We start from the raw sequence: 21173 nt of genomic DNA, 5'->3' as shown, positions 1-21173 counted from the left end.
AATGAATAGAGGCAAGTCATGGCGTCCCGTTTCGTGGACCGCGCGGTGATCCATCTGACCGCCGGTGACGGTGGGAACGGCTGCGCCTCGGTGCACCGCGAGAAGTTCAAACCCCTCGGCGGCCCGGACGGCGGCAACGGCGGCAACGGTGGCGACGTGCTGCTGATCGTGGATCCGAACGTCCACACGCTGCTCGACTTCCACTTCCGCCCGCACGCCCGCGCCGGCAACGGCAAGATGGGCCAGGGCGGCAACCGCGCCGGAGCGGCGGGCGACACGCTGGAGATGCGGGTCCCCTCCGGCACCGTCGTGATGACCGAGGGCGGCGAGATCCTGGCCGACCTGGTCGGCTCCGGAGCCACCTTCGTCGCCGCCCAGGGCGGTCGTGGGGGCCTCGGCAACGCGTCGCTGGCCTCCAACACGCGCAAGGCGCCCGGATTCGCGCTGCTGGGCGAGCCGGGAGAGAGCCGGAACCTCGTACTGGAACTGCGTTCGGTCGCCGACGTCGGCCTGCTCGGCTTCCCGTCGGCAGGCAAGTCGTCGCTGATCTCGGTGTTGTCCGCGGCCAAACCGAAGATCGCCGACTACCCGTTCACCACCCTGGTGCCGAACCTGGGCGTGATCACCGCGGGCTCGACCGTGTTCACCATGGCCGACGTCCCCGGCCTGATCCCAGGCGCGAGCGAGGGCAAGGGCCTCGGCCTCGACTTCCTGCGGCACATCGAGCGGTGCGCGGTGCTGGTGCACGTCATCGACTGCGCCACCTTCGAACCCGGGCGCGACCCACTGTCCGATATGGACGCGCTCGAAGAAGAACTCGCCCGCTACACCCCGAGCCTCGGCGGCGACCTCGCCGACCGGCCGCGCGTGGTGGTCCTCAACAAGATCGACGTCCCGGACGCCGCCGAACTCGCCGAGTTCGTCCGCCCGGAACTGGAGGCCCGCGGGCTCAGTGTGTTCGAGATCTCCACGGCTTCCCGACAGGGACTGAAGGAATTGACCTACGCGCTCGCCGCCGTGGTCGAGAAGTATCGCGCCGAGCAGCCGGAACCGGAGCCGGAGAAGGTCGTGCTGCGGCCGATGGCCGTCAACGACGCGGGCTTCACCGTCGAGGTCGACCCCGACGAGGAGGGCGCCTTCATCGTGCGCGGTGTCCGCCCGGAGCGGTGGATCCGCCAGACGACCTTCGGCAACGACGAGGCCGTCGGCTACCTCGCGGACCGGTTGCAGCGGCTCGGCGTCGAAGAGGCGCTGGCCCGCAAGGGCGCCGTGCCGGGAAGCCCGGTCACCATCGGCGACGTCCAGTTCGAATGGGAGCCGTCGACCCCGGCCGGGGTCGCGGTGCACATGTCCGGCCGGGGCACCGACGTCCGGCTGGAGAACAACAGCCGGATCGGTGCTTCCGAGCGCAAGGAAGCCCGCCGGATCCGCCGCGACGGCCCGGACGGAGTCGAAGACGGGGCGGACGACGAGTGAGCTCGACCCGGGCGGCGATCGCCGACGCGAAGCGGGTGGTCGTCAAGGTCGGTTCCTCAGCGCTGACCACCGCCGGAGACGGTCTCGACGTGGCCAGGCTGGACGCGCTGGTCGAAGCGATCGCCGACCGGGTCTCCCGTGGCACGCAGATCGTGCTGGTGTCCTCGGGAGCGATCGGCGCGGGACTGGCGCCGCTCGCGCTCGGCAAGCGACCGCGTGACCTCGCCACCCAGCAGGCCGCGGCCAGCGTCGGGCAACTCGCGCTCGCCCACGCCTACGCCGAGTCGTTCGGCCGGTTTTCCCTGACCGTCGGCCAGGTTCTGCTGACGTCGGACGACGTCGTGCGCCGCGCGCACTACCGCAACGCGCAGAACACGTTCACCCGGCTGCTGGCCCTCGGCGCGGTTCCCGTGGTCAACGAGAACGACACCGTGGCCACCGAAGAGATCCGCTTCGGCGACAACGACCGGCTCGCCGCGCTGGTCGCCCACCTGATCGGCGCCGACGCGCTCGTCCTGCTGTCCGATGTGGACGGTCTGTACGACGGGGATCCCCGTGACGGCGCGACTCGCAAGATCGCCGAGGTCGCCGGGGAGTCCGATGTGGACGGTATCACCGTCGGCATGTCGAGTTCCGGGCTCGGCACCGGCGGCATGGTCTCGAAGCTCGCCGCGGCCCGTACCGCCGCCAGCGCCGGGATCCCGGTCCTCCTCGCCGCCGCTTCCGAGGCCTCACGCGCCCTCACCACGGCCGAGGTCGGCACGGCCTTCGTCGCCGCGGACTCCCGCCTGTCGGCCCGCCGGTTCTGGCTGGGCTACGCCGCCGGCGCGTCCGGGAAACTGCACCTCGACGACGGTGCCGTCACGGCCGTCGTCCGCCGCCGACGGTCCCTGCTCGCCGCCGGGATCACCGGTGTCGACGGTGACTTCCAGGCCGGCGACGTCGTCGACCTGGTGGATCTCCGGCAGCGCACCGTGGCGCGGGGTGTCGTCGCCTTCGACGCGAGGGAGCTGCCCGACCTCATCGGCCGTTCCAGCCACGACCTGCCCGCCGAGCAGCGGCGCGAGGTCGTCCACGCCGACGACCTCGTCCCCCTCCGTCGCTAGGGCACCAGCCCCGGCATGGTCGCGATTTCCTCGAGCTGCTTCGAGGTCAGCGGAGGCTCGGCGCGTTCCACCGGCAGATGGATACCGTCGCCGGATTCCACGACACCGGTGTTGGTGCTGGAGAGATAGATGACGCCGGTCGGCATGGTGAGCTCAGTCGTGCGGACGATCAGGCCTGCTTCGTTGCGGTTGGTCGTCTCCCGCAGGACACCGTCGGCGATCTGGCGCGTGGAGCACGAGGCTGTTTTGGGGATGGTCGCGTCTTCGCAGCTCGTCTCCCAATTGTAGATCGGCGGAAGAATGCGAACGAGAACCGAGCCCGCGCCGCGGTCGTCACTCACGCGGACGTCCAGGTAGTAGAGCGTGGACACGGTTCCTTCCTCCTCTACCCGCTTGGCCGTCAGGAGGAACGGATCCGGCGGCGGGATCTCATCAGGCAGGGTGAGCCTTTCGATCCGTGCCCCCGGCGCGACCCGGGATCGCACCGAGGTGTCGACGATGCAGCTCAACCGGGTGAGTAGCTGCTGTGCGGTCTCGTCGGAGGTTCTCGTTCCGCAGCGGGCTCCCGGGACGGGGTCGGCGGGCCGTGGTGGCGGAGGCGGTGACGGTGTGGTCATCACGGAGGTGGCTCCGAGGATCGCCACCACGGCGAACGCGGCACCCGCGATACCGGCCGCCGCGAGGCGGCGTCGCCGCGACCGTCGGCCTGCGGCGAGCACACGGTCGCCGGTGAGCCCGATGGGCGGTTCGGCTTCCGTCACGTACTTCGTCAGCACGGAGCGAACATCGAGGTCATCCATGGTTACTCCTTGCTCGTCGGAGAGGGAAGGACGGCGCGCAGCGCCTCGACCCCGCGGGCGGTCTGGCTTTTGACGGTGCCTTCGGCGACACCGAGCAACGAAGCCACTTCGGCAACCGAGAGGTCTTCAAGGAAGCGAAGAACGACCATCGCGCGCTGACGCGGCGTCAGACCGCTGAGCACCCGTTCCAGGTCGATCCGCTCGTGGCTGTCGTGGTCCGGTGGCGCCGCTCGCTCCGGCGGATACGAGGTCACCAGCTCCTTGCCGCGTTTGCGCCGTCCGGTGAGGAAAGTGTTCAGCAGAATCCGGCGCGCGTAGGCATCGACGGTATCCGGCCGAACCCGGCGCCATCGTCGGTACAACTGGACGAACGTGGCCTGCACCAGGTCCTCGGCGCCGTGCCAGTCGCCGCACATGCCGAACGCCAGTCGCCGGAACTGCTGCACGCGGGCCTCGAAGTACTCGCTGAAATCGGTGTCTTTCGCTTGTCCCACCGGCCACCCCCTTTCTTTCTGCACTCTTTAGTCCAGGAGGGTGCCGAAAGGTTCAAGTGACAGCGGGGGACCTTTGCTATCGCTTCCCCGGAACGGCGAGGTGACCGACGAGCCGTGCCAGCTGTTCGCCGTAGGTCTTGGCGAATTCGGCCGAGTTCGGGTCTGACCCGAAACGGCTCGTACGGGGTCTTCATGGCGTGGCTGTCCTCGCCGAGCACTGAGCCGAATCCGATGTGCTCGGCCTTATGCTCCTCGCGGAGCCAGCCGGCTGCCCGGCACACGGTGAACATCATCGCGAAATGCTGTGCTCGGGGCGCGCCGACGACGTAAAGCAGATCGGTGACCCCGCGCTGTTCCGTCCAGTAGCGCAGGGTCGCGAGATCGGTGGCCGCATAGCCGTAACCGCCGTCCCGCTTGCGAACGATGAGCGGCAGCGGCTCGCTTCCCGGTTGCGGAAGCCGTCGGGGAAGGCACCGACGGCGCCGTCACTGATCGCGGTCAGTCCCGCGCGGGTCAGATCGTCCACGAGCGCGGCGAGAAACGGGTTGTAGAAGCTCTCTCCGTAGGCATCCCCACTCGACAGGCCGATCCCGAGAAGTTCGTAGACCTGGGTGAAGTGCCGTGTCGACTCGTCGACCAGCTGCCGCCATAACGACAAGGTCTTGTCGTCGCCGCTTTGAAGGAGCACCACACGCTCCCGCGACCGCGTCGCGAAGTCCTCGTCGGTTTCGAACTTCGACCGGGCGGCCTGATAGAAGCCGTTGAGACTCCCGACCGGATAAGGGGCCGACAGGCGTTCGTCGAGCAGCTACTCGATCAGCATGCCGAACGGGGTCCCTCAGTCACCGAGATGGTCGTGCGGGATGACGTCGTGCCCGGCGGAACCGCAGCAGCCGCGCGATCGCGTCACCGATGACGGTGGGCCGGAGATGCCCGACATGCAGCTCCTTCGCCACGTTCGGGCTGCTGTAGTCGATGGCTATCCGCCGCGGTCGCGGCGTCACCGCGGCGCCGAGCCGTGGGTCACCGTTGATCGCGGTCGCCCGGTGTTCCGGCCAGGACGAACGCAGTGTGAAGTTGAGGAAGCCCGGTCCCGCGACCGTCGGCGGCTCGATGTCGAGAACGTGGCAAAGGGCTGTCACCACGCGTCGCGCCAATTGCTCGCTTACATCGCCGAACAACATGGTGTCCCTCCTTCGCACTCGTCGTAGGAGCGCGAAGGTATCCACCTCGGTACGCCGTCAGCGACGGAGCTTTCAGCGCAGGTCGCTGCCCTTGGTCTCCGGCAGGGTCCGGATGACGAAGAACGCGATCGCCGCTCCGACGGCCACGTACCAGAAGAACAACGTCGACAGGCCGGCGTCGGACAGCGCGGTGAGCACCAGGGGAGCGGTGCCGCCGAACAGTGCGACGGTCAGGTTGTACCAGGCGCCGATGCCCAGGCCGCGCAGTTCGGTGGGGAACAGTTCGCTCATGATCGCGGGCGCGATCGACGTCATCGCCGTGTACAGGCAGAGCCCGACGCAGAACACGACCAGCAGCCCCGGCAACCCCGGACGGACCAAAGTGGACAGTGGGACGATGAGGATCGCGGTCGCCGCCGACCAGACGAGCAACTGCGGCTTGCGGCCGAAGCGATCGGACAGCGCACCCATCGGGTACTGCAGCGCGACGAACAACGCGGTCGCGATCGACAACGCCAGGAACACATCGACGTCGTCGGCCTTGCGGGTCTTGACCGCGAAGGACGTCAGTGCGCTGAAGAACGTGTAGTAGCAGAGGGTCGACAGCATCGAGAAGCCCACGAGCTGCACGACAGCGCGCGGGTGCTCGCGCAGAGTGGTGCGCAGCGGACGTTCGACCCGGCGCGCGGTCGACTTCTTCTCCTCGAAGATCTCGGTTTCGGCGAGACTGCGCCGGAGCCACAGGCCGATGATGCCGAGGACACCACCAAGCAGGAACGGGATCCGCCAGCCGTACGCGGTCAAGTCCGCTTTGGACATCGTCCGCGCGAGCACGAAACCGAGGATCGAGGCGATCAGGACGGCGGAACCGGTCGAGATGTAGAAGAACGCGGAGTACCGCCCGCGGCGTGTGGGTGGCGCGATCTCACCCAAGTAAGCCGAAGCGTTGGAGACCTCGCCGCCGAGCGACAGTCCTTGCGCCACCCTCGCCAGCAGCAACAGGATCGGGGCCAGCCAGCCGACCTGATCGAACGTCGGCAGGAGGCCGATGGCCACCGAACCGCCCGCCATCAGCACAATGGTCAGGATCATCGCCGGCTTCCGGCCTCTGACGTCGGCGAAGCGGCCGAGCAACATCCCGCCGAGCGGCCGGAAGAAGAACGCCAGCGCGTACGTGGCAAAGGTGTTGATCAGCGCCAGCGCTTCGTTGCCCTTCGGGAAGAACTCGCTGGCGAAGTAGATGCTGAAGGTCGCGTAGATGGTCCAGTCGAACCACTCCAGTGCGTTCCCGACACTGGCGGCGAACAGCTTCTTCACCGGGAGCCGATGCCCTAGCCGCTCCGTTGTTGAGTCCGCCATCGGCACCTCCGTACTCGCGCGTGGACGGAACCTTGCCAGAAAGTTCCCGTGCGGAGAAGAACCTGTCGAATGCTGGGATCAGTTCGAGGTGATCGGGGTGTGTTCGACGGCCCATGCCAGCGCCTTGTCCGCGGCCTCCTTCCAGCTGTCCTGGCCGACGATGTAGTGCGTCTGACCGGCCAACTCGACGTACTCGGTGACCGACGGTGACTTGCGGTACCGCTTGACCATCGAAGGCTGGGCGATGAGGTTCGCGGTACCGACGGTCGTCCTCAGCAGCGGCGCCCGGTCGGGCTTCGCGAAATCGACCTTCGTCACCGCCCGGGGGTTGAACTTGACGAAGGCGCCTTGGAAGTGCACGCGGGCGGCGGTTGTTGGTAACGGCGTAGTGGAACTGCTTTGGCGTGAGCGGGACGGCTTCCTGGGGTTGAACGGGTTTGCCCAACACCGGCCCCGAGGCGATCGCGACCCCGGCGGCGCCGACCCCGCGGTCGAGCGGCAACTGGATGAACACCCCGCCGAACGAGTGGCCGATGATGATCGGCGGCTTGTCCAGCGCCCGGATGATCCGTTCGTAGTGGTCGACGATCTCCCGCAACACCTCCGCGCCGGCTCCGAGGCCGGGCCGATCGGTGCGAGCACCTCGAAGCCGAAGTTCTCGCAGCGCTCGATCCAGTGTTCCCAGCTCAGCGGGGTCATTCAGACTCCGTGCACCAGGACGATCGTGTCGGCGGACGCGGGGCGGATCTTCGTGTTCATTCGGACGTCCGGGCCTACACGAGACAGGGCGTTCTGTCGCATCGTCTCACTCCTTCGGCTTACGGTTCCTGAGTCACGAGGTGCTGGCGAGGGCGAACGGCAGAACGGCGCGGGCCCCGGCCTGGCGGAGCAAGCGCGCGGACAGCGTCGTCGTCCAACCGGTGTCGATCAGATCGTCGACCAGCAGGATCGGGCCCTCGGCCGCGGCGACCTTGGCGGCGAGATCGTCGGGAAGGTCGAGCCGCTTCCACAGATCGGCCAGCCGTTGCGCGCTGTTCGCCTGACGCGGGGGCGGCCCCGCCGAGGCGATGGCGCCCAGGTATTCCAGTCGTCCGATCGAGGCCAGCTTCGTCGCCAGACCGTGGACCAGCTGAGGCCGGGTGGCGGACGGTACCTCCACCACCGCGACCGGGCGCTCCGCCCACTGCCAGCCCTTGAGCACCTCGATACAGGCTTGGAAGACCGGATCGGGTAGCTCGGCGTCCGCCGCCGACGGTCCGACCAGTTCGCGCAGTCTCGCACCCCAGCCGACGTCGGTCACCCGGCCCACGACCTGACCGGTTTCGGCCTGCTCGCCCGCCGGCAGCCGTCCGGAAAGCGGGACGTCCAGCCCCGCCATTCCGGTCGGCCACATCTTCCGAGGCGCGACCTCGACCCCCGGCCGGCGCAGGCGTTGCCGGGTGGCGTCGACGACGTCGTCGGAAATCGTGGTGTCCCAATGCTTTCCGGTGCAGTTGTCGCACCGGCCGCAAGGTGTCGCCTCGGGATCGTCCAACTGCTTACGCAGGTACTCCATCCGGCAGCCGCTGGTTTCGAGATAGGCGAGCATGGCGTTCTGTTCGTTGGTCCGCGCCGCGCTCACGCGCGCGTAGCGTTCCTTGTCGTAGCGCCACTCTTCGCCGGTGCCTTCCCAACCGCCCTTCACCCGTCGGACCGCGCCGTCGACGTCCAGCACCTTGAGGACCATCTCCAGCCGGGACCGGGACAGTTCGACGAACGGTTCGAGCGCGGGTGTCGACAGTGGACGGTCCGCGTACGCCAGCGCGTTGAGCACCTGGGTCACCCGTAGTTCGTCCGGGAACGCCAGTGAACCGAAGTACGCCCAGATGTCCTTGTCCTCGTGGCCCGGCAACAGGATCACTTCCGCGCGATCGACGCCACGCCCGGCACGGCCGACCTGCTGGTAGTACGCGATCGGCGAGGACGGGGCGCCGAGGTGGACGACGAATCCCAGGTCCGGCTTGTCGAATCCCATGCCCAGCGCCGATGTGGCCACCAGTGCCTTGACGTTGTTGTTCAGCAGATCGTCTTCGGCCGCTTGCCGGTCCGCCGGGTCGGTCTTGCCGGTGTAGGCGGCGACCGGATAGCCGCGCTCGGTCAGCAGCCCCGCCACGTCGTGGGCGGCCGCGACGGTGAGCGTGTAGATGATCCCGGAGCCCGGCAGCTCTTCCAGGTGTTCGGCCAGCCAGGCGAGCCGGGCTTGCGAAGTAGGCAGCTCGGCCACCGACAGATGGAGGCTTTCGCGGTCCAAGGTGCCGCGCAGGACGAGAGTGCCGCCCCCGTTGCCGATGCCGAGTTGCTCGGCGACGTCGGTCGCCACCCGGTCGTTCGCGGTCGCGGTGGTGGCGAGTACCGGGACGCCCTCGGGCAAATCCTTCAGCAGCGTTCGCAGTCGCCGGTAGTCCGGCCGGAAGTCGTGGCCCCAGTCCGAAATGCAGTGCGCCTCGTCGACGACGAGCAGGCCGGCGCTCGCGGTCAGCTTCGGCAGGACGGTGTCGCGGAAGTCCGGGTTGTTCAGCCGCTCCGGGCTGACCAGCAGGACGTCGACCTCGCCCGCCGCGATCGCGGCCTGGACCTGATCCCACTCCTGCGGGTTCGCGGAGTTCATCGTCACCGCGTGGATACCCGCCTTCGCGGCCGCGGAGATCTGGTTGCGCATCAGGGCCAGCAGGGGCGAGATGATCACGGTCGGGCCTTCGCCGCGTTCTCGCAGCAACGCGGTCGCCAGGAAGTACACCGCCGACTTCCCCCAGCCGGTGCGCTGGACGACGAGCGCGCGACGGCGGTGCGCGACCAGCGCCTCGATGGCCGTCCACTGGTCTTCGCGCAGCCGGGCGCTATCGCCGGCCAGCGCCCGGAGGAGGGTCTCGGCGCGGTCCCGGAGAGTTGAGGTGTCCACGTCCCCACCTCTACCCCATGCCACCGACGAAGTCGCGATCGGCATGTCGTGAACGGACCGTTCATCCACGAAACCGAGGGTAATGTGACCCAGATCACCACCGATCGGTGGGTCCGGCGACCCGAGCGGGACAGCTCCACCGATGTATAGGCTCACGACCCATGTCACCACGCAGGATCGGGGTCATGGGCGGCACCTTCGACCCCGTGCACCACGGACACCTCGTCGCGGCCAGTGAGGTCCAATCCCGGTTCGCGCTCGACGAGGTCATCTTCGTGCCCACCGGCCAGCCGTGGCAGAAGTCCGACCGGGTCGTCACCCGGGCCGAGGACCGCTATTTGATGACGGTGATCGCGACCGCGTCCAACCCTGTCTTCTCGGTCAGCCGCGTCGACATCGACCGCGTCGGGCAGACCTACACCGTCGACACCCTGCGCGACCTGCGTGCGGAGTATCCGGACGACCAGCTGTTCTTCATCACCGGCGCGGACGCGCTCGAGCAGATCCTCACCTGGCGCAACGCCGACGAGCTGTTCGACCTGGCGCATTTCATCGGCGTCACCAGGCCGGGTTATCGGCTCAATTCGCAGCACCTGCCGAGTGGGAAGGTGAGCCTGGTCGAGGTGACCGCGATGGCGATCTCGTCCACCGCCTGCCGCGAGCGGGTCGAAGGCGGGGAACCCGTCTGGTACCTCGTCCCCGACGGTGTGGTGCGCTACATCGCCAAAAAGGACCTCTATCGCAAAGACCCCCGTGGCTGACCGGGTACTCTCGTCGGGCGCACCTGCGAGTAAAGCCATCTTTTGAGGAGAACTGTGACAGCCACGTCCGAGGCACGAGAGCTGGCCGTAGCGGCCGCCCATGCGGCGGCGGACAAGAAGGCGAGCGACGTGGTCGTGCTGGACGTGTCCGACCAGCTGGTGATCACCGACGCCTTCGTGATCGCGTCCGCGCCCAACGAGCGCCAGGTCGGCGCGATCGTCGACAACGTCGAGGAGCAGCTACGGCTCGGCGGGCACAAGCCCGTTCGCCGTGAGGGCGCCCGCGAGGGCCGTTGGGTCCTGCTGGACTACGTCGACGTCGTCATCCACGTCCAGCACCAGGAGGAACGCTCCTTCTACGGTCTCGAGCGGCTCTGGAAGGACTGCCCGCGGATCGAGGTCGCCGGTTTGGAGACACCCGCCGAGGAGGACCCCGCCGACGCGCAAGGCGCCTCGTGAGTCCGCGGCGGCTGGTGCTCTGGCGCCACGGTGAGACCGACTACAACGCGGCGGGCCGGATGCAGGGGCATCTGGACTCCGCGTTGACGCCGGTCGGCTGGAACCAGGCCCGGTTCGCCGTACCCGCGCTCGCCCGATTCTCACCGGATCTGGTGATCGCCTCGGATCTGCGCCGCGCGACCGACACGGCCACCGTGCTCACGGAGGCCATCGGCGTCCCGCTGCGGATCGACAAGCGCCTTCGGGAAACCCATCTGGGTGAATGGCAGGGCTTCACCGGCCAGCAGGTCGACGAGGCCTACCCTGGCGAACGCGCCCGCTGGCGGGTCGACGCGACCTGGGCGCCGCCCGGCGGCGAGTCGCGAGTGGATGTCGCCGAACGCGCGCTGGAGGTCGTCGCGGATCTGGATCAACCCAATGCCGACGCCGGCGACGCCGTGCTGCTGGCCACGCACGGCGGTCTGATCATCGCGCTGACCGCGAAGCTGCTCGGCCTGCCGGTCTCGTCCTGGCCGTCGCTGGGCGGGATCGCGAACTGCCACTGGGTCGAGCTGACCCGGCGTGACGGCGCCTGGCGCCTGGCCGCCTACAACGCGGGAATCACCGGCTGATCCATGGCCCCGCGCCTGCTGGTGTTCGGCGATTCCCTCAGCTTCCACGGCCCGGACGGCCCGCTCGCCGCCGACGACGCGCGCCTGTGGCCCAACATCGCCGCCGTAGCGCTCGGTGGCGACGCGGACCTCGTCGCCGGGTTCGGCTGGACCGCCCGCGACGCCTGGTGGTCGCTGATCGGCGACCCGCGTGTCTGGGCCGATCTGCACCACGTCGACGCCGTCGTGCTGGCTGTCGGGAGCATGGACACACTGCCCTCGCCATTGCCCACCTACCTGCGCACCGGCCTTCGTTACCTGCGGCCCGACCCGCTGCGGAGAGTGGTCCGCAAGACCTACCTGGCCGCTCAGCCGCGGCTCGCGATCGCCCTTCGGGGACGTCCGGTGGTCTTGCCGTCGAAACTGACCGTCCATTACCTCGACACCGCTGTGGGAGCCCTGCGGGTGCTGCGCCCGGAACTGCCGATCTTCGGCATCTTGCCGTCCGTGCACCGATCCGACGCCTACGGCCGGGTGCACACGGCCCGCGCCGGTGCCGCCGCCGCCATCGCCGGCTGGGGGCGGCGCGCGGACGTGCCACTGCTGGATCTGGAAGCCGTCGTCGGCGACCACGTGCTGAGCGGCCGGGGCAATCCGGACGGGATGCACTGGGGCTGGGAAGGACATGCCGCCGCCGGCGCGGAAATGGCCCGCCTGATGGCCCCGGTGTTGCGCCCCGCGGCAACGTAGGCTGGCTGCCGTGTCGGTAGCCGTAGTCACGGATTCCACCGCCCACCTGCCGGAAGGCTTCGCCGAACGGAACGGGATCCGGGTGGTCCCGCTGCACGTCCTCGTGGACGGCGTCGTCTTCCTCGACGGCGTCGAAATGGGTCCCGCTGCCTTGGCCGAAGCGCTCGGCAAACGCAGCATGGTGACGACGTCCCGGCCGACGCCCGCCGAATTCGTCAAGGAGTTCCGGGCGGCGCTGGCCGACGGCGCGGACGCCGTCGTGTCGGTCCATCTGTCCCGCGAACTGTCCGGGACCTGGGAGGCGGCGGTACTCGCGGCGCAGGAGGTCGGGCCGGACAAGGTGCGTGTGGTCGATTCACGCAGCACCGCGATGGGACTCGGCTTCGCTGCCTTGCGTGCGGCGAGTGCCGCCGCGGACGGGGCCGGTCCGGCCGAGGTGGAGGCGGCGGCGGTCGACGCGGTGAGCCGTTCGGAGACCTTGTTCGCCGTCGAGACCCTCGAGTATCTGCGCCGTGGCGGTCGGATCGGCCCGGCGGCCGCCCTGCTCGGCACGGCGCTCGCGGTGAAACCGGTACTGCACATGTCCGAAGGCAGGATTCAGCCGCTGGAGAAGGTGCGGACGATGAACCGCGCGGTGGCGCGGCTGGTCGAACTCGCGGTGAAGGCGGCCGGCGGAGGACTCGCCGACATCGCCGTCCACCATCTGGCTTCACCGGAGCGCGCCGTCGAACTGGCCAACCGGCTGGAGGAGTCCATCAGCTGTCCGGAGGGGTGTGTGGTGTCGGAGATCGGCGCCGTCATCGGGGCTCACACCGGTCCCGGTGTGCTCGGTGTCGTGATCCAGCGAGCGGGCTGAGGAAAACCCGCAACCATCCCACACGGCACTGACAGAACCCGGTGACGCGGCTCCGGCCGTCGCCGAGTTGTCCACAACACCCCACTTGTCCACAGCCCCGGGATTCACCACTGCCGCCCGCCACCCCCGCTCCGTAGCGTCGTTCACGTGTTCGACCAAACCGCCCGATCATCGGGTTCCTCCGTCAACGCCAGGCTGGCGTGGCTGGCCGCGCAGCTGTCGCCACCCACCCAGGGCCCGCCCGCGGGCAGGCTCGTGCGCCGCTGGGTGCCCGCCCGGTTCACGGCGGACGGGATACCGGTGAAACGGCGGTGGTTCGCCGTGGTGGCCGTGGTCATCGCGATGGCCGTGATCGTGGCAGGCGCGATCACTTTGTTCGGACACCGGCCAGGGGCGGAGCCCCTTCCGCCCCTGCCGTCGGCCAAGGCCGCCGGAGACGCCCCCGCCGCGGCGGCCAAGGCGCCTCTGGTGGTCAGCGTCGTCGGCCGGGTGGTCAACCCAGGCCTGGTCACGATCCCTTCGGGCGCACGGGTCGCCGATGCCCTCACGGCGGCCGGTGGGGCACAGCCCGGAACGGATCTGACCGGGCTGAACCTGGCCAGGCGGCTCACCGACGGCGAACAGGTGGCCGTCGGTGTCCCAGGGCCCGCCGCGGCGGGCCCTGGGACACCACCGGGAAAGCTCGACCTGAACACGGCCACGGCCGAGCAACTCGACACCCTGCCCGGGGTCGGCGAAGTGATGGCCAAACGCATCGTCGACTGGCGGTCCGGGCACGGCGGGTTCACCACGGTCGAGCAACTCCGTGACGTAGAAGGGATCGGCGAAGCTAAATTCAAGAAAGTCCGGGAGTTGGTGTCCGTCGGATGAACCCGTCCGCCGATCCGTCCGAAGTGGACACCGGGTCGTGGCGAGGTCAGGACCTGCGGCTCGTACCGGCCGCGGCGACGGCCTGGCTGGGCACCCTTTCCGGGCTGCTCGGCGGCTGGTGGATCACGATGCTCTGCGGTGCGGCCGCCGTGGTGCTCGCGATCGCCGCCGGAGTCCGTGCCCACCGGAAGGCGTCCCGGTGGGTGGCGGGCCTGGGTGCGCTGGCGGTCCTCGGCGTGCTCACCGCGGGCCCGGTGGCGCTGCGGATCCGGGCCGCCGAGCATGACGACCTCCGTGCCGCCGCCGTACGGGGGAGTGAGGCCACCATGAGGGTGGTGGTCACCGAGCGGCCACGTCCGGTCCGCGGCGCCGGATACGCCGATCGCCAGGCAGGCACCCGCCTGGTGGTCGTCGCCGCGACGGTGGACGCCGTGGTGGCCGATGAGCGGGCGGTGGATTCGGCAGGCCGGATCCTCCTGCTCGCTCCCGCGGAGGGATGGGCGGACCTGCTGCCCGGGCAGCAGGTCACCGCCTCCGGGCGGCTCGCGCCTGCCAAGGGTGCCGAACTCACGGTCGCGGTCCTCTCGGTGCGCGGACCGCCGTCAGCCCTCGGGCCGGCGCCCTGGTGGCAGCGAGCCGCGGAATCGCTGCGCACCGGGCTCCGGGGCCTGTGCGCCGTCCTCCCGGAGGAACAGGCCGGTCTCGTGCCCGGACTGGTCGTGGGGGACACGAGCACGTTGTCCCCGAGGGTCGAACGTGAGTTCACGGACTCCGGCATGTCCCATCTGATGGCCGTGAGCGGTGGGAATGTGGCGATCGTCTGCGGCTCGATCCTTCTTCTGCTGAGGGCGCTCCGGGTCGGGCCGCGGACGTCCGCCGCCGCGGCCGCCGCGGGGCTCGCCGGTTTCGTGGTCCTCGCCGGGCCCGCGCCCAGCGTGCTCCGCGCCGGGGTGATGGGGGCGGTCGGGTTGCTGGCGCTCGCCCTGGGGCGCAAGGGGTCGGCGCTGCCCGCGATGGCCTTCGCGGTGGCGGGGCTCGTCGTGGCCGATCCCGCGATGGCCGCCGACTTTGGATTCGCCCTTTCGGTGCTGGCCACGGCGGGGCTGGTCCTGTTGGCCCCGCGGTGGGCCGAGTGGCTGGTCGCCCGCGGTGTGCCGTCCGGCTACGCCGAGGGACTGGCCGTCCCGCTGGCCGCGTTCGTAATGACGGCACCGGTCATCGCGGGTATGGCGGGAGCGGTCAGTCTCGTCTCGGTGGTGACCAATGTGCTCGCCGCCCCGGTGGTCGCCCCGGCCACCGTGTTCGGCGTGCTCGCCACCGTCGTCGGACCGTGGTGGCCGTCGGCGGGCAGGCTGTTGGTCCGGCTGACCGAACCCGAGGCGAGTTGGCTCATCACCGTTGCCCGCCACGGCGCTCGCGCGCCGGGAGCGGTCGTGGACTGGCCGGATGGCTGGTGGGGCGGGCTTTTGGCAGCCGGTCTGCTCGTCGTCCTGCTCGTCACCGTCCGGCTGCGTCACACCAGGATCCTGCTGGCGGTCGCCTTGGCGGGCGGACTCCTCGTCTTCGTGCCGGTGCGGGTGCTGGCCCCGGCGTGGCCACCGGCTTCGTGGAGCGCTGTCACCTGCGATGTCGGACAGGGCGACGCCGTCGTCCTCGCCACGGCCGAGCCGGGGAGGGCGGTCCTGGTCGACACCGGGCCGGAACCGGGACCGGTCGACGAATGCCTGAGCAGGCTCGGGGTGGACCGTGTGCCGTTGATCGTGCTGAGCCATCTGCACGCCGACCACATCGGCGGTCTCGAATCCGTTTTCGAGGGCAGGTCGGTCGGTGCGGTCGCCGTCGGCCCGGGCCGGGCTCCCGCGTGGGCGTGGCGGAAGGTCGCCGACGAGACCGCGCGTCGTGGAATTCCCTTGCTGGAACTGGGGATCGGGCAACGGCTGGACTGGCCGGGGCTGTCGCTAGAGGTACTCGGGCCGCGGTATGTCACTCGACGATCGGTCCTCGAACAAGATGGCACGGTGATCAACAACGGCTCCGTCGTCCTGCGGGCCGGGACGCCGGCGGGCCGGTTACTGCTGACCGGCGACGTCGAACTCGCCGCGCAGGCGGACCTGATGGCCGAGGGAACCGATCTGCGTGCCGAGATCCTGAAGGTTCCGCACCACGGAAGCCGTTACACGGCACCGGATTTCCTCAACGCCGTCGCGCCACGGGCCGCGTTGGTGAGTGTCGGTGCCGGAAACACCTATGGTCACCCGAACAAGTCCACTTTGGACAACCTGACGGCTGTCGGTGCCTCGATCGCCAGAACGGACACGGACGGCGACACCGCGGTCGTCGCCGACGCGCGAGGCCTCGCCTTGGTGCGCAGGGGTGAGCCCCGCGGCCCGCCTCGTTCTTGAGGCGGGCCGGCGGGAACTCAGATGCCGAGTGCCTCGCGGACCGCGTCGGCCGACGCGCTGACGGTCGCTTTCGGGCCGATTTTGTCCTCGACGGCGTCGAGCGTCTTGAGGCCGTCACCGGTGATCAGCAGGACGATCTCCTCGTCCGGGTTGAGTTTGCCGGTCTCGATGAGCTTCTTGGCCGTCGCCACGGTGACCCCACCGGCGGTCTCGGTGAAGACGCCTTCGGTGCGGGCGAGCAGCCGGATACCTTCGACGACCTCTTCGTCGCTGACGTCTTCGATCGAGCCACCGGTGCGCTTGACCACGTCGAGGACATACGGGCCGTCGGCCGGGTTGCCGATCGCCAGCGACCGGGCGATCGTGTCCGGCTTGACCGGCTGGACGACGTCGCGGCCCGCGCGGAACGCCGCCGAGACGGGGGAGCAGCCGGTGGCCTGCGCGCCGAACACCTTGTACGGCGTTTCGTCGACGAGGCCGAGCTGTCCGAACTCGCGGAAACCCTTGTCCACCTTGGTGAGCTGGGAACCGGAGGCGATCGGCACCACGATCTGAGAGGGAAGCCGCCAGCCGAGCTGCTCGGCGACCTCGAAGGCCAGTGTCTTGGAGCCTTCCGAGTAGTAGGGCCGGACGTTCACGTTGACGAACGCCCAGCTTTCCTGCTCGGCGGCGAGCTGGGTGGCGAGCCGGTTCACATCGTCGTAGTTGCCGTCGACCGCGATCAGGTCACCGTCGTACACGGCGGTGGTGAGGATCTTGGCGCGCTCGAGGGTCTTCGGGATCAGCACGACCGACCGCCAGCCGGCGCGGGCGGCCGCGGCGGCGACCGCGTTGGCCAGGTTACCGGTCGACGGACAGGCGAGCACGTCGAACCCGAACTCGCGTGCGGCGGCCAGCGCGACGGCGACCACGCGGTCCTTGAACGAGTGGGTCGGGTTGCCGGTGTCGTCCTTGACCCAGACCTTCTTGACGCCCAACGCCTTCGCGAGCCTGTCGGCCTGGATGAGCCGGGTGGCGCCGGGTTCGGTGTTGGGGATTTCTTCGACGTTCGAGGGAACGGGAAGGAGCTTCTTGTAGCGCCAGATGTTTTTCGGCCCGGCTTCGATGTCCTCGCGGCGCACGCGGCCGAAGTCGTAGGCGACCTCGAGCGGCGAGAAGTCCTCCGCGGAAACGAACTCGGGGGCGAGCGGCTGCCGGTGTCCCTCTTCCTTCGACACCAGTTCGACGGCGGGTCCGAGATCCGGGGTCTTGGTGGTGGAGGTCGTGCCGAGGGTTGCGGTCATCGCGAGGTCCTTCCTCATCTGCCCCGCCGTGGCGGGCCGGAATTGGCACCGTGTTCGTCAGCTATCCCGCGATCGCGGGATGACAGGCTGACGCCGGTTGCCGGGGCTTCATCGGGCCGTTCCCTCTGCCCCTCTGGATGAGCGGTATTCGATTGTCGGCACGCGTGTCATCGCGTCGCCTCGCCAACACCGTACGACATGGGCCTCGCGTGGGGCCACCGTGCCCGGAACACATCACCGGACAAAGCACACGAGAGGAGGAGTGGCAGGATCGTCACCGTGACGACGCAAGCTTCCGCCCCATCGCCGCTGGTCCTGGTTCTCGGTGAGGAAGAGCTGCTGATCGAACGCGCCGTCCGCGGCGCTTCGGACGCGGCCAAAGCGGCCGATCCGACGGCGGACCTCACCCGGATCAGGGTGTCGGACCTCACAGTCCCCGCGCTCGCGGAGATGGTCAGCCCCTCGCTGTTCGCCGAGGACAGGGTGATCGTCCTCGAATCCGCGCATGACATCTCGCAGGAGCTCGCCGACGGGGTGATGGCTTACGTCAAGGCGCCCGCCGACGGCATCGTGCTCGTCGTCGTGCACAGCGGAGGCGGTCGGAGCAAGGCTGCGAAGGCGCTTCCCGCGGCCTTGAAGAAGGCCGGGGCGGAGGTCGTCGAGTGCCCGAAACTGACCAAGCCCGCCGAGCGGGAATCCTTTGTCCGTAACGAGGTCCGCCGGGTCGGCGGGAAAATCGACGGTGCCGCCGTGCTCGCGTTGATCGACGCCGTCGGCTCGGATCTGCGCGAATTGTCGTCGGCCGCGACACAGCTCGTCGCGGACGCCGGGGGAACGGTCGACGAGCAGGCGGTCCGCCGCTACCACCGGGGCCGCGCGGACGTGAACGGGTTCGCTGTCGCCGAGAAGGCCGTCGCCGGGGACATGGCGGCGGCTTTGGAGTCGCTGCGCTGGGCGATGCAGCTGGGTGTTCCGTACGTGCTGGTCGCGGACGCTCTCGCCGACGCCGTCCGGACGATCGCGCGGGTGTCCGGCGCCGGTCGCGGGAACCCGAACCAGATGGCGGGTGAGCTGGGGATGCCGCCGTGGAAGGTGCGCAAGGCGCAGGGGCAGGCCCGCGGCTGGGGGCAGGACGGTCTCGCCACCGCGATGCGGGTCGTCGCCCGGCTCAATGCCGAAGTCAAGGGTGTCGCGGCAGACCCGGAGTACGCACTGGAACGCGCCATCCTGGAAGTCGTCGCCGCCCACGGCACAAGCCGCTGAACATGGCGAAGGGCCCCGGCGACTCGCGTCGCCGGGGCCCTTCGAAAGCCGATCAGAGAGAGTTCGCGCGCTTCGCGAGCGAGGACTTCTTGTTGGCGGCCTGGTTGGCGTGGAGAACGCCCTTGGTCACGGCCTTGTCCAGCTTCTTGGCCGCGTCTTTCTGCAGTTCCAGCGCCTTGGCCTTGTCGCCGGAGTCGGCGGCCTCGCGGAACTTGCGGATCGCGGTCTTCACCGAGGACCGGATCGCCTGGTTGCGCTGACGCGCCTTCTCGTTGGTGGTGATGCGCTTGATCTGCGACTTGATGTTGGCCACGGGGGCGCTCCTCTTGAATCTCTCGGTGGTTTCACCGCCGCGCTGTGACCGGCCCTGCGCGCTCGTGAAAGCGGCGCGGGTTTCCTCCATGACGGAATGCCACACAGCGATGAAGGGGCAAGCTTAACAGTCGTCCGAGGGTGGATCGCGGCCGCCTCCGGACGAGTGTTCGGGGTACGGTGATGAGCGTAGTGCCTAGGGTTCCGTCGCCTGCCCGTTCAGCGAAACACACAATCAGGGCAGGTGGGACAGGTCCGAGCGGCACCATCGGCGGGGCTGGAGGCGCCACCGTTCATCTGACGGGACAAAAGCCTGGAGGACCGATGTTTTCCGTGTGCGCGGAAAACATGAAAGGTCCGTAGTGAACGTCACCGCCCTGTCCCTCGTCATCACCGCCGCCGTCATCCACGCGGGCTGGAACCTGGCCGCCAAACGAATCCGTCGCGGCGGAGCCCGGTTCGTCTGGGCCTACTACAGCCTCTCCGCGGTCCTACTCGCTCCCGCCATGGCGGTCTCACTGGCCGTGGAGCCGCAACGTCCACAGTGGACGTGGCTGCTCGCGGCCGCGGTCACCGCCGTGTTCCACGTCACTTACGGGGTCGTCCTCCAGCGGGGTTACGCAGTCGGGGATCTGTCCGTCGTGTATCCCGTCGCCCGCGGTACCGGGCCGTTGATCTCGGTGCTCGCGGCCGTCGTGCTGCTCGGTGAGCGGCCGGGGCCACTCGGGCTGGTGGGCGCGTTCCTCGTGGTCGCCGGGGTGCTGGTCATCGGTACCGGGCGAGCACCTGCCCACGCCGACGCCGCGGACCGTGTCGCTCGCCGCAAAGGCGTGGGGTACGGGCTCCTGACCGGGCTCACGATCGCCGCCTACACGCTGTGGGACGCGCATTCGGTCACCGGTCTCGGTGTCCCGCTGATCGTCTACTTCGGAACCGGCGCGATCGTGCAGAGCCTGCTCATGACGCCGTACGCGCTGAAGGACCGCGAAGAGGTCTCGTGGCTCTGGCGTGAGCACAAGCGCGAAGTCTTCATCGTCGGCCTGCTCTCGCCGGTCGCCTACCTGCTGATCCTCTACGCCCTCCAGATCGCCCCGGTGAGCCTCGTCGCACCCGCGCGGGAGCTGAGCATCGTTTTGGGCGGCCTGGCCGCCTGGCTGGTCCTGGGTGAGTCGAACGCCGCCCGCAGGCTGGCCGGGTCGGCGGTGGTGCTGGCGGGCATCGCCGCGATTGCGATGGCCTGAACCCATCCGGTAGGGATTGATCCATGGACGTGCTGAGCAGCAGGGTGCTGATCCACCCGGAGGACCTCGACGTGTCGACGGCGTTCTATCGGGACACTCTTGGCCTGGCGATCGACAAAGAGTTCCCCGGCGGGACGGTGTTCTTCGCCGGGAACGGGTCGATCGAGATCGTCGGTACCGGGAAGACCGGCCCGACCCCCGACGTCGGCTTGTGGCTCCAGGTCCGGGACCTGCCCGCGGCGCTCGAGGAACTCGCCGCGAAGGGGTTGGAACCCGTCCGCGGAGCGCGTCGTGAACCCTGGGGTCTGGACGAAGCGTGGATCGCGGATCCGGACGGCACCAGGATCGTGCTGGTCGAGGTACCGCGGGGGCATCCGTTGCGCACCGACCCGCGCTAAGCGGCGGGTTTGACCGCGCGGAGCTGAGCGGCGAGTGAGGCGCCGAAGCCCGGCGGGTCCCAGGTCCAGGTCTGTAAGTCGGTGAAGCCGGCCGCGGCCGCTTCGTCGGCCAGCTCGTGCCGGGACACCGGCAGCCACTTCTCGTGCGCGGAGAGCAGCAGCCTGCCGCCCGGCCGCAGCACGCGGAACAGTTCGTCGAACCCGGCCGCCCGGTTCTCCCACAGCTGCACGTTGTTGACGGTCAGGATCACGTCGACACCTTCGTCCGGCTCACCCGTGGAGTCCGCGGTGCCGCGCCGCAGCTCGACCTTGTCGCCGCACCGGCGGCGGGAGCGGGCGAGCATCTCGGGGGACGGGTCGACGCCGATCACCCGGCCCGCGTGTTCGGCCGCGGCCTCCAGGCCGACACCGGGGCCAGGGCCCACGATGAGGGCTGTTTCGCCGGACTCGATCGACGCCAGTCCGACGACGCGAAGTTCGGTGGCAGCGTTGCCGTGCGCCATCGCCAGGCCACCGAACCGGCCGAGCAGTCCCCTGGGATGGCCGAACGTGTTCTCGAGCATCTGGGTCAGTGAATTACTCATACTTCGAGGGCACCACAGCGTGACACAGGCCGCATCGGGGATGACCC

The 21173-nt window shown here is 69.2% G+C and carries 21 protein-coding genes, 1 pseudogene and 1 riboswitch; of the genes and pseudogenes, 13 read left to right on the top strand and 9 right to left on the bottom strand.

All coding sequences use genetic code 11. From position 1 onward, the window contains the following. The first annotated feature begins 18 nt into the window (after positions 1-18). Complete coding sequence (gene obgE / locus ACM6LU_RS27000; protein ID WP_414940567.1) at positions 19-1476, top strand: GTPase ObgE; 1458 nt, start codon at positions 19-21, stop codon at positions 1474-1476. Further along, positions 1473-2582 (top strand): glutamate 5-kinase, encoded by a 1110-nt coding sequence (gene proB, locus ACM6LU_RS26995; protein ID WP_414940566.1) that lies wholly within the window; start codon positions 1473-1475, stop codon positions 2580-2582. Before obgE ends, proB begins: the two co-directional genes overlap by 4 nt. Here proB and ACM6LU_RS26990 read toward each other — a convergent pair. From ACM6LU_RS26990 to ACM6LU_RS26970, 5 genes and pseudogenes are all read right to left on the bottom strand, one after another. Beyond that, positions 2579-3382: a hypothetical protein gene (locus tag ACM6LU_RS26990; RefSeq protein WP_414940565.1), complete on the bottom strand. Its 804-nt coding sequence runs from the start codon at positions 3380-3382 to the stop codon at positions 2579-2581. The two genes, proB and ACM6LU_RS26990, sit on opposite strands and share 4 nt — an antisense overlap. A 2-nt stretch (positions 3383-3384) precedes the next feature. Further along, positions 3385-3876 (bottom strand): SigE family RNA polymerase sigma factor, encoded by a 492-nt coding sequence (locus tag ACM6LU_RS26985; RefSeq protein WP_414940564.1) that lies wholly within the window; start codon positions 3874-3876, stop codon positions 3385-3387. A gap of 185 nt (positions 3877-4061) precedes the next feature. Further along, positions 4062-5060: pseudogene (argS, locus tag ACM6LU_RS26980) on the bottom strand (arginine--tRNA ligase); the annotation flags it as partial. Between the two features lie 72 nt (positions 5061-5132). Further along, on the bottom strand, positions 5133-6419 hold the full coding sequence (locus ACM6LU_RS26975; protein ID WP_414940563.1) for an MFS transporter: 1287 nt from the start codon (positions 6417-6419) through the stop codon (positions 5133-5135). Between the two features lie 78 nt (positions 6420-6497). After that, the gene (locus tag ACM6LU_RS26970) at positions 6498-6737 is read right to left on the bottom strand and encodes a hypothetical protein (protein WP_414940562.1); all 240 of its coding nucleotides are present in this window, start codon (positions 6735-6737) and stop codon (positions 6498-6500) included. 119 nt (positions 6738-6856) lie between these two features. Between ACM6LU_RS26970 and ACM6LU_RS26965 the strand changes: the two genes are divergently transcribed. After that, on the top strand, positions 6857-6997 hold the full coding sequence (locus ACM6LU_RS26965; RefSeq protein WP_414940561.1) for a hypothetical protein: 141 nt from the start codon (positions 6857-6859) through the stop codon (positions 6995-6997). A gap of 254 nt (positions 6998-7251) precedes the next feature. On the opposite strand, the gene ACM6LU_RS26960 is transcribed toward ACM6LU_RS26965, so the two are convergent. Continuing rightward, positions 7252-9357 (bottom strand): RecQ family ATP-dependent DNA helicase, encoded by a 2106-nt coding sequence (locus ACM6LU_RS26960; protein WP_414940560.1) that lies wholly within the window; start codon positions 9355-9357, stop codon positions 7252-7254. Between the two features lie 161 nt (positions 9358-9518). On the opposite strand from ACM6LU_RS26960, the gene nadD reads away from it, so the two are divergent. The 7 genes from nadD to ACM6LU_RS26925 all read left to right on the top strand — a co-directional run bounded on the left by nadD (position 9519) and on the right by ACM6LU_RS26925 (position 16045). Next, complete coding sequence (gene nadD, locus ACM6LU_RS26955; protein ID WP_414940559.1) at positions 9519-10118, top strand: nicotinate-nucleotide adenylyltransferase; 600 nt, start codon at positions 9519-9521, stop codon at positions 10116-10118. 54 nt (positions 10119-10172) lie between these two features. Beyond that, positions 10173-10577 (top strand): ribosome silencing factor, encoded by a 405-nt coding sequence (gene rsfS / locus ACM6LU_RS26950; protein ID WP_016332398.1) that lies wholly within the window; start codon positions 10173-10175, stop codon positions 10575-10577. Next, on the top strand, positions 10574-11188 hold the full coding sequence (locus ACM6LU_RS26945) for a histidine phosphatase family protein (protein ID WP_414940558.1): 615 nt from the start codon (positions 10574-10576) through the stop codon (positions 11186-11188). Before rsfS ends, ACM6LU_RS26945 begins: the two co-directional genes overlap by 4 nt. Positions 11189-11191: 3 nt before the next feature. After that, positions 11192-11917 (top strand): diglucosylglycerate octanoyltransferase, encoded by a 726-nt coding sequence (gene octT, locus ACM6LU_RS26940; RefSeq protein ID WP_414940557.1) that lies wholly within the window; start codon positions 11192-11194, stop codon positions 11915-11917. A gap of 10 nt (positions 11918-11927) precedes the next feature. Further along, entirely contained in the window at positions 11928-12773 is an 846-nt protein-coding gene (locus ACM6LU_RS26935) for a DegV family protein (protein ID WP_414940556.1), read from the top strand. Between the two features lie 147 nt (positions 12774-12920). After that, positions 12921-13643, top strand: a complete 723-nt coding sequence (locus ACM6LU_RS26930) for a ComEA family DNA-binding protein (RefSeq protein WP_414940555.1) — start codon at positions 12921-12923, stop codon at positions 13641-13643. After that, positions 13640-16045: a ComEC/Rec2 family competence protein gene (locus ACM6LU_RS26925; RefSeq protein WP_414940554.1), complete on the top strand. Its 2406-nt coding sequence runs from the start codon at positions 13640-13642 to the stop codon at positions 16043-16045. The genes ACM6LU_RS26930 and ACM6LU_RS26925 overlap by 4 nt, the downstream gene beginning before the upstream one ends. A gap of 17 nt (positions 16046-16062) precedes the next feature. Here the strand turns inward: ACM6LU_RS26925 and thrC are convergent, their stop codons facing one another. Next, positions 16063-17328, bottom strand: coding sequence for a threonine synthase (gene thrC / locus ACM6LU_RS26920; protein ID WP_414940553.1), 1266 nt, complete (start codon positions 17326-17328; stop codon positions 16063-16065). 11 nt (positions 17329-17339) lie between these two features. After that, positions 17340-17472: riboswitch (SAM riboswitch) on the bottom strand. 135 nt (positions 17473-17607) lie between these two features. Here thrC and holA point away from each other — a divergent pair. Then, positions 17608-18591, top strand: a complete 984-nt coding sequence (gene holA / locus ACM6LU_RS26915) for a DNA polymerase III subunit delta (RefSeq protein ID WP_414940552.1) — start codon at positions 17608-17610, stop codon at positions 18589-18591. A 52-nt stretch (positions 18592-18643) separates the two neighbouring features. Here holA and rpsT read toward each other — a convergent pair whose 3' ends face one another. Further along, the gene (gene rpsT, locus ACM6LU_RS26910) at positions 18644-18904 is read right to left on the bottom strand and encodes a 30S ribosomal protein S20 (RefSeq protein ID WP_414940551.1); all 261 of its coding nucleotides are present in this window, start codon (positions 18902-18904) and stop codon (positions 18644-18646) included. Positions 18905-19265: 361 nt separating this feature from the next. Here rpsT and ACM6LU_RS26905 point away from each other — a divergent pair, with 361 nt between their 5' ends. Together ACM6LU_RS26905 and ACM6LU_RS26900 are read left to right on the top strand one after the other, a co-directional pair. Further along, complete coding sequence (locus ACM6LU_RS26905) at positions 19266-20144, top strand: EamA family transporter (protein ID WP_414940550.1); 879 nt, start codon at positions 19266-19268, stop codon at positions 20142-20144. A 23-nt stretch (positions 20145-20167) separates the two neighbouring features. Continuing rightward, entirely contained in the window at positions 20168-20542 is a 375-nt protein-coding gene (locus ACM6LU_RS26900; RefSeq protein ID WP_414940549.1) for a VOC family protein, read from the top strand. Here ACM6LU_RS26900 and ACM6LU_RS26895 read toward each other — a convergent pair. Continuing rightward, positions 20539-21126 (bottom strand): class I SAM-dependent methyltransferase, encoded by a 588-nt coding sequence (locus ACM6LU_RS26895; protein WP_414940548.1) that lies wholly within the window; start codon positions 21124-21126, stop codon positions 20539-20541. The two genes, ACM6LU_RS26900 and ACM6LU_RS26895, sit on opposite strands and share 4 nt — an antisense overlap. Positions 21127-21173: the final 47 nt, after the last annotated feature.

The sequence above is a fragment of the Amycolatopsis sp. cmx-11-51 genome (assembly GCF_047608665.1).
Lineage (GTDB): Bacteria > Actinomycetota > Actinomycetes > Mycobacteriales > Pseudonocardiaceae > Amycolatopsis.
Note: the sequence above shows the minus strand (reverse complement) of the source record. Positions and strands in the feature narration are given on the sequence as shown.

What these genes read in the sequence shown, in the direction of transcription:
- ACM6LU_RS26990 (WP_414940565.1), bottom strand. Translation starts at nt 3,382, where the DNA reads ATGGATGACCTCGATGTTCGCTCCGTGCTGACGAAGTACGTGACGGAA.
- obgE (WP_414940567.1), top strand. Translation starts at nt 19, where the DNA reads ATGGCGTCCCGTTTCGTGGACCGCGCGGTGATCCATCTGACCGCCGGT.
- ACM6LU_RS26900 (WP_414940549.1), top strand. Translation starts at nt 20,168, where the DNA reads ATGGACGTGCTGAGCAGCAGGGTGCTGATCCACCCGGAGGACCTCGAC.
- ACM6LU_RS26895 (WP_414940548.1), bottom strand. Translation starts at nt 21,126, where the DNA reads ATGAGTAATTCACTGACCCAGATGCTCGAGAACACGTTCGGCCATCCC.
- ACM6LU_RS26975 (WP_414940563.1), bottom strand. Translation starts at nt 6,419, where the DNA reads ATGGCGGACTCAACAACGGAGCGGCTAGGGCATCGGCTCCCGGTGAAG.
- nadD (WP_414940559.1), top strand. Translation starts at nt 9,519, where the DNA reads ATGTCACCACGCAGGATCGGGGTCATGGGCGGCACCTTCGACCCCGTG.
- ACM6LU_RS26925 (WP_414940554.1), top strand. Translation starts at nt 13,640, where the DNA reads ATGAACCCGTCCGCCGATCCGTCCGAAGTGGACACCGGGTCGTGGCGA.
- octT (WP_414940557.1), top strand. Translation starts at nt 11,192, where the DNA reads ATGGCCCCGCGCCTGCTGGTGTTCGGCGATTCCCTCAGCTTCCACGGC.
- thrC (WP_414940553.1), bottom strand. Translation starts at nt 17,328, where the DNA reads ATGACCGCAACCCTCGGCACGACCTCCACCACCAAGACCCCGGATCTC.